We start from the raw sequence: 10,358 nt of genomic DNA, 5'->3' as shown, positions 1-10,358 counted from the left end.
TCGGGCTCTCCGGCGAGCGGCCTGAGCCCGCGGGCAACACACCTCAAAAACCGAAACCAGGACCGGGACGGAAAAGGGGAGGCATCTGTCTGAGCGAAGCGAGTTATGCCTCCCCCCGGACCGGGCCGACCCGCAGGCCGAACAAACTCCCACGCGGACGACCAAGCCGCTTCGACGAGAGACCGAGCCACGGCCGGCCCAGTCTCCCAGCTCACGAACTCTCCAACGGCACCGCCGGAGGTCGGGGCTCGGGCTCTCCGCCGAGCGGCCTGAGCCCGCGGGCTACCCACTTCAAACACCGAAACCAGGACCGGGACGGAAATAAGGGGAGGGATCTGTCTGAGCGAAGCGAGTTATGCCTCCCCCGGCCCGGTCCGACCCGCTGGCCGAACAACCTCCCACGCGGGCGACCAAGCCACCTCGACCAGAGACCGAGCCACGACCGGCCGACATCCTCGGGCCGTGCGAAGACGACCCAAACAAATAGAATGTCATCAATTCGAATCACTGCCCGAGCCCGAGACCAAGCCGGCTCACCCCAGGAGAACCCGATGCGCCAAAGCCACATCTTTTTAGGACTCGCCCTCGCGCTCCTCGCCCCAGCGGCCTGGGGCCTGCCCGCCTTTCCCGGCGCCGAGGGCTTCGGCGCCAAGGCCAGCGGAGGCCGGGGAGGCAACGTCTACAAAGTCACCACCCTGGCGGCGAGCGGAGCCGGCAGCCTGCAGTGGGCCCTCGACCGGCCCGGACCGCGCATCATCGTGTTCGCCGTCTCCGGCGTCATCGAGGGCGACGTCCGCATTCCCCATGGCGACGTCACCATCGCCGGCCAAACCGCTCCCGGTGCCGGCATCACCATCCACGGCCACCTCTACACGCCCTTCGGCGACCGCTTCGGCAACTTTATTATTCGCCACCTGCGCGTCCGCCCGCCCAACCCCGACGCCGAGTGGCCCGCCAACCAGCACGACGCCATCCAGTTTTCCACCAACCACACCATCATCCTCGACCACATCGACGCCTCCCACGGCGCCGACGAGACCATCGACCTGTGGGGAGGGGCCCACGACATCACCCTGCAGTGGTCCGCCATCACCTACCCGATCTACGACCCTGCCAACGGCTGGACCCACCACAAGGGATTGATCAACCATCGGCCTTGCGAAGACAGCGACAGCTGCGACGCCGGCGACCCCCAGGGTGGCCGCATCTCAATCCACCACAACCTCTTCGCCCACGCCCGCAACCGCACCCCGGCCCTCTCCACCGGCCCCGCCGACGTGGTCAACAACGTCGTCTACAACGGCCGCGAAGGCTTCGTCCATCACAACGTCGCCAACGGCGACTTCAACCTCATCGGCAACGTCATCATCGATGGCCCGAGCGCTTCCCTCGCACCGCTCTGGTTCGACCCCGAGAACGGCACCGCCACCATTCCCACTCGCTACTGGGTATGGGACAACTGGGTCGAAGATCCGGGCGACTTCACGGGCCGGGTCGACAACCCCTTCACCACCCCCGGTTTCGACGATCAATACACCTTCTACTGCTGCGGAATTGCGGCAGGGCAGTTCAACGCCTCGGGCCCCTTCGACTTCCAGGGAGACGGCTACCGGCCGATCACCATCGATCCCAGCAACGCCACACTGGCCAAGGTGCTTCCCAAGGTCGGGGCGCTACCGCGCGACATCGTCAACCGCTGGGCCGTCTCCGAGGTCGAAGCGCGCAACGGTGCCTGGGGCAATCGCCGCCCGGCCGACTGGCTGGACGGCCTGACCCCGACGACTCCTCCGCAGGACAACGACAACGACGGCATGGCCGATGCCTGGGAGCAGCAGCGCGGCCTCGATCCCGGCGACGGCAGCGACCACCGCACCGTGATGCCCTCCGGCTACACCGCCATCGAGGAGTACATCAACGGCCTGGCCGACGCCTTGACGGGCGGCATCTTCAGCGACGGTTTCGAGTCCGGCGACACCACTCAGTGGTCCCCTTAGGGCGCTAGGGGTAGTAGCCGGCGCGGGTGCGCGCCATCGCGCCGGGCGACTCGACCTCGACCCGCACTCGCCGCCAGTCGTCCCCTTCGCGCGACGGCGGGTAGTAGGTCAGCAGGTACTGGCTGCGCAGATCATCGAGGATGGTGCGATAGGCCCAGCCCAGCCGGGACGGATCTTCCGCCAGCAACACCCGGCCACCGACCGGCGCCACCAGTCGCTCCACCTTCTCGCGATCGACCCCGCCGGCGGCCAGGGCGGTCGGATCGTCCCCGGCCAGCAATACCGTGTAGATGGGGATTCCGCTGCGCTCCACCACCCGTCGGCAGACGTCGAAGCCCACCCGCTCGTCGCGCCCGACGCCGTCCGTCAGGATGACCAGCGCCCGGCGGCCCGCGACCTGCTGCATCTGCAGCAGAGAGAACACCATGGCGTCGCAGAGCGCCGACCGGCCGCCGGCCTCGAGCTCGGCGATGGCCGCCATCAGGGCACGACGATCGGCGGTCAGGGCCTGCGCCAGGCGAGGCTTCTCGTCGAACTCGACCACCATGGCGCGGTCCTGGGCACGCAGGGCGAGACTCAGGAAATCGATCGCCGTCACCTGAACATCGCGCATCGCCGGGAACATGCTCGCCGAGGTATCGACCAGCAGCGCCAGGTTGAGGGGCACCTCGACCCCCTCCCGAAAATCGGCGATCTCTTGCCGACGCTCATCCTCGAAGACGCGGAAGGCCTCCGCTTCGAGACCACGAATGGGACGCGACTCGGGATCGTCCACCACCGTGAAGAGCTCCACCAGCTCGACGCTAACCTCCTCCGTCAGCCCCTCGCCATTGAGCAGCACGACATCCTCGGCCATGGCACCGTTCTCTAGAAAAGCCACTGCCTGCAGGTAGCCGACGGGAGAATCCGCCGGCACCAGGATGCGCTGCCGGAAGGGAGGCTCGTAGAGGGTCGCCACGGTGTCGTTGTTCCAGCGCAGCTCCAGACGGTCGAGGTCCTGGTCGGAAGGCAAGGAGACGTCGGCCTCGACGTCGACGCCACCGATGCGACGCCCGGCGAGAGGCTCGATGAGATCGACCCGAAAGACCCCCACCCCTTGATTGACCAGCAGGAGATCGCGCCCGAGCTCCTCACCGCCGGCGTCGTAGGCCACCGCCTCGACGCGGCGTGGCTGGGGCAAGTTCCCGAAGTCGAGCCGCGCCTCGAAGGGGGATTGATCGCGCGACGCCCGACGTTCGCCATCGAGCCAGTATTCGACTCGAGCGATCAGCGGATCGGCGGCCAGCACCTCGAGCCGGGTCTTGCCGAGGACCACCTCCTCCGGTGGCGCGAGCAAGGTGATCACCTTGCGGGACGGCAGCAGGTCGAGAGGCACGATGCCTTCGGCTCCCGCCACCGGTACCTCACCTCGTTGCCCCTTGGGCGTCGGAGCCGGTGGCAGCAGCTCGCTCACCCGCGCCGCCAGGCCACCCCCCCAAGCACCGCTCGCCAGGTCTTCGAACACCACCGCGACCCGTTCGACCTCCGGCGGCAAACCGATCGCTGAGCTGTAGGTCCAGAAGGACAGACCGGCGAGATCCTGTCCCGGCAGATCCTGGTGATGGACAAAGGGAACCCCTTCGGAGAAAGAGGCCGCAATCGTCATGCGGACGGCGGCGGAGGACATCTCGGCCCCTGCCAGAGAGGTCAGGTCGACCCTCGCCTGGAGGCGCCCCTTGGCGTTGCCGCCCTCCTCGGGCGTCTCGCCCAGGGCGAGGGCAGCTTCGAGATCGATCCCGCCATCGGCCACTCCTCCGGCCAGCAGCCGTCGCGCCCGAGCCGCCGAGACGGCCTGCGGTGAGAGCGAGCCTGACCAGCGGGGAGCCTTCACCTTCAGGCCCGGCCGCAGTGCCCGCACCTCCACCGGGTGCAGCTTGCCGTCCGGTCGTCGCGAGACCTGATAGGTCAGCCGCACCCGCTCGGTCAGCCGCTCGAGGGCCCGTGGCAAGCCCTTGACCCCGGTCAGGGTCTCGCCGCCGGTCGCCTGCGCCATCTGATTCAGCGGACCCAGGGGGCGATAAACCACGGCGCTCGCCATCGGCGCCGTCGACTCGGTCTGCGCGCGGAGATCGAGATCGCCGAGGCGACCACGACCGGAGAGCTCCGCCGACACGGAACCCGCCGACTCCGTCGCCCCCAAGGCCAGGTTCATGGTGACCCAACCGCGGGCGGCGAGGAATTGGGAAAGCTCCCGCAGCTTCGGCGCCGCGGCCGTCGAGGCCATGTCGGCGTTGAAGCGGGCAGCGACGGAGTTGCCGGTGTTGACGGTGTCGGAGAGCTGACTCTCGGAGATGGACGAAGCGTAGAACTCCCGCGGATCGAGGTCGTAACCGTCGTTCACCAAGACCAGCGCCCGCGGCCCCTCGGCGAGGGATTCCGAAACCCACGACAGCAGCAGGTCGTGTTGACGGCGCAGCAGGAAGGCTTCTTCGAACATCGGAGCTTCGACGGTCCCGATGGTCACCGAGTTGAGGCCATTGATCTGCGCCAGCTGCAGGAACTGCTTGCGAATACGGCGCAGCTGATCCTGCCCCGAGACCTCGCGCGAGATGCGCTGCAGGCTCTGCTCGACCAGGCGAGCGCTACGCGTCGGTCGGAGGACTTCCTGCAGCTCGCTGCCGGCGACGATGACCTGCACCGGGCCGAGCTCCGTCAACCGTCCGGCTTGGGCCGCCAGGCTGCTGGCGGCGCGGCGGATGGAGCGTGAGCTCGACAGGGTCTGGTCGAAATAGACCACCGTCTGCCAGCTCCAGGCTGGCTCTTCGGTCACCGCCTTGCGAGCCACCTTGCTGCGGCCCGAAGCCTCGCCGCCGGGGCTCGGGCGAAACGGCTCAAGGCCGACGATGGTGCGAACCTGGCCGTCTTCGAGGACCTCGAAATCAGCCGGGGTGAGATCGTCGGGCACCTTGCCGGAGGCATCCCGAACCGACAGGATCAGGTCGACGGCGGTCACCTGGGCTGTACCGGAAAAGCGCTCGCGCGGTGGCTCCTGACCAGCGGTCGGGAGCACCAGCGTCGCGCCTGCCAAGAGCCCAGCGAGGATCGTGAATCTGCTGCGGGGAAGGAATCTCATGAGGTTCTCCTTCGGGGGTTTCCCCGGCGTCATGGGCCAAAGACAAATACTGCGGGCCTCAGCCCGAGTCCTGCCGTGGCGGAAAACTGATCACAGCACGAACGCAGGCAGCCTGCGAAGACAACTCGCTGGTGTGCCCAGCGTCACGGGTAGTAGCCGCTCCGGGTTCGGGCACGGTGGCCGGGGCGATCGACCTCGACGTTGACGATCCGCCAGTCCTCCGAATCGATGAAGGGCGGCGTGTAGGTCAAGAGCACCTGGCTGCGGAGCTCCTCGACCAGGGAACGGTAGACGCCGCCGAGATCGGTCGGATCCGCGACCGCGAAAACCCTGCCGCCAACAGTTCCGACCAGCCGCTCCAGCCGCTGCTTCGAAATTCCGCCGTCCTCGGCGGTGGGGTCGTCCCCGGCCAGGAGGATGGCGTAGACCGGCAGGCCGTTGCGCTGGACAAAGCGCAGGCAGGTATTGAAGCTCACCCGCTCGTTGCGGCCGACGCCGTCGCTCAGCACCACCAGAGCGCGACGGCCGGCGATGTCCTGCATCTGCACCAGGGAGTAGATCAGGGCATCGCAGAGGGCCGAGGTTCCGCCGGCGCGCAGCTTGGCGATCGCCTGCACCAGCGCCCGGCGATCACCGGTCAGGGACTGGGCGAGGCGAGGCGTCTCTTTGAAGTCGACGAGAAAGGCCTGGTCTTCCTCCTGCAAGGCCACCAGCAGAAAGTCGATGGCGGCCGTTTGCACCGCCCGCAGAGCCGGCGTCATGCTCGCCGAGGTATCGAGCAGGAGGCCCAGCTTCAGCGGCATCTCGGTGCCCGGACGGAAATCCTCGAGCTGCTGCCGCTGACCGTTCTCGAACACCCGGAGCTCGTCCGACTCCACGTCCCTCACCGGCCGGCCCTCGGGACTGGTGACCACCGTGAAGAGCTCGACGAGCTGCACTTCGAGGCGCTCGGAGGTGCCCTCGCCGTTCAAGAAGACGACGTCCTCGACGCGCTCACCGGCACGGTCGAAGGCCACCGCAGTGAGATAGCCGACGGGTGAGTCGGCGGGAATCTCGAGGCGCTGCCGGAAGGGTGGATCGAAGAGAGTGGCGGTGCGCTCACCGTTCCAGAACAGCTCGAGGCGATCGAGCTCACCATCGGTGGGCAACCGCACCTCGGCCTCGACGTTGACCGAACCCAGTCGGCGACCGGGCCGCGGCTCGATGATCCGGACCCCGAAAGAACCGACTCCGGCATTGACCTGCCGGCTGTCCCGCCCGACCTCGCGGCCGCGATCATCAAAGGCCACCGCTTCGAGCTGCTGCAGGGCAGGCAGCTTGCCGAGATCCGCCCGGACTTCCCAAGGCGGCGCCTCGCGCCGACCGACGAGACTGCTGTCGACCAAGAAATCGACTCGCGCCACCCGCCCATCCCCGACCGCCGCCTCGAAGCGCACCTTGCCGGTGACCACGTCGCCCGGCGGCGGCAGCAGGAACACCGCCTTGCGACCTGGCAGCAGGTCGTCCGGAATCAGGTTCTCGCTTTCCTCGCTAGGCGCCGAGCCATCGTCGACCACCATCGCCGCCAGGGCGCCACCCCAACCGCCGGTGCCGAGCTCCTCGACCACCACCGCGACCTTCTCGGCAGTTCCGGGGACTCGCACTCGCATGCCGTAGGTCCAGACATCGAGGCCGGCGAGCTGTTGCACCGGCACCTGCTCGTGATGGACGAAGGGCGGCTCGTCCGGAAAGGAGACCCCGAAGGTGACCCGCAGAGGCGTGCCGTAGGAAGTCGCCAGAGCTTCTTTCAGAGGATCGAGGGCGACCCGGGCCTGTAGCCTCCCGGCCCGGCGTCCGGCCTCATCGCGCTCCTCTTCGAGGGCGACGGCGGCGGTCAAGGGCAGCTCACCGCGCTCACCCTCGCCCTTGAGCAAGCCACGCACCCGGGCCGCCGCCAGCGCCTCCGGCGCCGGCGAACCGGACCAGCGCGGCGCCCGCACCTTCCAGTCCGGGCGCTTCGAGCGTACTTCGACGGCGTGCAGCTCACCGTCCGGCAGACGACTCACCTGATACGTCAGGCGTACTCGCTCGCGCAGGCGGTCGAGGGACCCCGGAAGCTTGTTGATGCCGGTGAGCAGCTCGCCTCCGGTCTGCCGCGCCAGCCGATCGATCGGCGCCAGCGGACTCACTACCAGCGAGGTGGGCAGATCCGTCAAAGTGTCCTGACGGCCGGCGATGAGGTCGCCCAAGCGGCCGCGTCCGGAGATGTCGGCGCCCATGGTGGAAGCCCCCTCGAGGCCGCCGAGGACCACCCCCAAGGTGACCCAACCGGAAGCCGAGAGCTGCTGCCCCAGCTCCTCCGTGTCAGGAGCGATCGAGACATTCTGGAGATCGGCGTTGACCTCCGAGAAGAAGCTCGAGCCGGGCGCCGTGCCGGCGAGATAGAAGTCTCGCGGATCAAGGTCATAGCCATCGTTGACCATCACCAGGGCACGCGCGCCGGCGGCGGCATAGCCGCTCAGCCACGCCATCATGGCGTCGTGCTGGCCGCGCAGCAGGCCGAGCTCCTCGGGCACGGCAGCGCGAATCAAGGTGCGACGGGAGAGGAACGAGCCATCACGAATCACGTTGCCCTGACCCCGCCCGTTGCCGCGCACTCCGGAAGCTCCCCCGGTGCCGCCGCCAGCGAAGGGATCGGATCCGGTCACCGGTACGCCGGTGCCGTCGAACTCCCCTTTGAGCTGCATGGTGCTGAGGAACTGACGGCGGATCTGACGCAGGGCATCGCGACCCGGCGTCTCGCGCGCCAAACGGGTCAGGGTCTGCTCCACCAACTGGCCACTGCGGGTCGGCGGCAGCACGACCTCCGGCCCAGGATTCGCGATCACCACTTCGACCGTGCCGAGCTCCACCAGACGCCCGGCCTGAGACGCCAGCGCCTCACAGGTGCGGCGAATCGAGCGCGAGCTCGACATCACCTGGTCGATGTAGACCACGATGCGCCAGGTCCAGGCCGGCTCGGCCGCGCTCTCCGAACGGCGTTCGGGACCGCGTCCGCCGGTTCCCGTCCGCGGGCCCACGGCCGCCAGGGAGCCATCGAAGGCCTCCACCGCCACGACGGTGCGAACTTCGCCGTCCTCGACGACCTCGAAGTCGTCCGGCGAAAGATCCGTCGGCACCTCACCATTCGGCCCGCGGACCTCGATCATGAGATCGACGGCGGTCACCTGGGCGGTGCCCGAGAAGGTCCGGGGCTCCTGCGATTGGAGGGTGGAAACCGCCATCCCAAGGGCGGCGAGGGAGATGGCGCACTTACGAACGAGCTTCATCCAAAACTCTCCCAGGTCAGGGCTGTATTTCGGCTCCAGTATAACCCCGAGGGGGCTTGCGCCATGACGTATAATGTGGCGGTGCAGGTTTTCAGCCCCATCCCTCCTGTCTTTTCTTCCTAGAAGGGAGCTTGCCATGACTCCTCGCCCCCGCCCTCACTTTCTCTGGCCGATCCTTCTCGTCGTCCTCCTCGGCGTGCTCCCGGCGAGCGCCCAGAAGGGAAGCGAAGTCGACCCCATTGTCGACGAGATCCAGGTCGAAGTCGTCAACGTCGACGTCGTCGTGACGGATCGACGCGGTAACCCCGTCTCCGGCTTGACGGCCGAAGACTTCGTGCTCTTCGAGGACGGCGAAAAGCAGGAGATCACCAACTTCTACGCCTTCAACGACGGCCAGATCCGCAAGAACGTCGAGAGCGAAGGAACGACCTTCGCGGATCCCCAGAAGCGCCGGCGGATGGCGATCCTGTTCGACACCAACTCCCTCGAAAAGCGCACCCGCGACAAGGCCATCGAAGGTCTCGAGCGCTTCATCCTGGAGCAGTTCGACGGCACCTACGAATGGGCGGTGATCGCTCACAACGACCGCATTCAGCACCTGCAGCCCTTCACCAGCAACAAGACCACGGTGCTCGCCGCCCTCGCCAACGTGCGCGACCTGCCGATACCGATCCGGCGCGAGAAGCCCGGCGACGCGGTGCTCAGCGAAGATCCCATCGTGCGCAGCCGCGCTCCCGGCTTCGCCGGCCTGACCGGCAACGCGACCGACGGCACCGGACCGAACCAGGTGACCTTCCTCGAGTTCGAAACCCGCGACCGCATGTTCACGGCGCTTCAGCGCTTCGACAACACCACCCATGCCCTGGTGCAGACCATGCGGGCCTACTCGGGCCTGCCCGGCCGCAAGTCCCTGGTGCTGATCTCCGGCGGCCTCGAGGCCCTGCCCGGCCCGGCCCAGCTCCTCGGCAAGGGCATTCCCGGCGGCGGCACCTCGAAGAAGAACGACCCGGTGACCAGCGCCATCCACGCCGAGGTGCAGCAGCGCTACGAAGCGATCGTCAAGACCGCCAACGCCGCGGGCTTCGCCATCTACCCGGTGTCGACTTTCTCGGGTCTCTCCGCCCGAGCTCCCTACCTCGACGTCGAGCGCACGCCGCAGCTCTCCTTCAACGGCGGCTTCGACGAGCTGCCGCCGGAGATCGACGCCGAGTCGGCCCCCAAGATCATGGCCGCTGGCACCGGCGGAAAGTTCTTCTCGTCGACCAAGTTCTACAACTCCTTCGACAACATCGACGAGTTGACCGCCAACTCCTACGTGCTCGGCTTCCAGACCGACCGCGCACCGGATCGCAAGTACCACAAGATCCAGGTCAAGACGAAGCGCAAGGGCCTGAGGGTCACCAACCGCGAGGGCTACCTGCACATCAGCCGGGAGGACCGGCTGGTCAACGAGCTCACCACCCCGCTCACCTACCCGAAGGATCGCGGTGACTTCCCGATCGCCGTCGAGATCATGCCGCCGGAGTCGGTGACCGCCAAGCGGGTCACCCTCACCGTCGCCGGCGTCGTTCCCCTCGAGGACGTCACCCTGATCCCGCAAGGGGACGAAATGATCGGCCGGGTCTACCTCTACCTGGCGGTTTACGACGAGGATGGCGAGTTGGTGAATCTCTACCGTGAACGACAGGACGTCCGTCTGCCGGCCGACCGCGTGGCTTCGGCCCCGGAGGATTCACCGGCACGGTTCGGCCTGCGGGTCAAGGATCTCAAGCGCGGCAACTACACCTTCACCCTCACCCTACTCGACGAGATCAGCGACCGCTTCGCCACCGGCCTGCAGCCGGTTCAGCTCTAGCAGGCTGCTGAAAAAGTCCGCTTCGCGACTTTTCCAACGCTGCTAGCTGTTTGTCTCAGGGGCGCCCGGCCAGGGGGGCGAGAGGCGCC

At 67.6% G+C, this 10,358-nt stretch carries 4 protein-coding genes; 2 read left to right on the top strand and 2 right to left on the bottom strand.

Features of this window, described 5'->3' with window-relative positions:
- The first annotated feature begins 551 nt into the window (after nucleotides 1-551).
- Nucleotides 552-1,994, top strand: coding sequence for a pectate lyase precursor (locus AAF604_24295; GenBank protein ID MEM7052804.1), 1,443 nt, complete (start codon nucleotides 552-554; stop codon nucleotides 1,992-1,994).
- 4 nt (nucleotides 1,995-1,998) lie between these two features.
- On the opposite strand, the gene AAF604_24290 is transcribed toward AAF604_24295, so the two are convergent.
- Nucleotides 1,999-5,106 (bottom strand): VWA domain-containing protein, encoded by a 3,108-nt coding sequence (locus tag AAF604_24290; protein MEM7052803.1) that lies wholly within the window; start codon nucleotides 5,104-5,106, stop codon nucleotides 1,999-2,001.
- 143 nt (nucleotides 5,107-5,249) lie between these two features.
- A complete protein-coding gene (locus AAF604_24285) occupies nucleotides 5,250-8,414 on the bottom strand; it encodes a VWA domain-containing protein (protein MEM7052802.1) in 3,165 nt (1,054 codons plus the stop codon).
- A 136-nt stretch (nucleotides 8,415-8,550) separates the two neighbouring features.
- Here AAF604_24285 and AAF604_24280 point away from each other — a divergent pair, with 136 nt between their 5' ends.
- A complete protein-coding gene (locus tag AAF604_24280; protein MEM7052801.1) occupies nucleotides 8,551-10,269 on the top strand; it encodes a VWA domain-containing protein in 1,719 nt (572 codons plus the stop codon).
- Nucleotides 10,270-10,358: the final 89 nt, after the last annotated feature.

The organism is Acidobacteriota bacterium (assembly GCA_039028635.1).
Classification (GTDB): Bacteria; Acidobacteriota; Thermoanaerobaculia; order Multivoradales; family JBCCEF01; genus JBCCEF01.
This window is presented reverse-complemented; position numbering and strand designations above follow the sequence as displayed.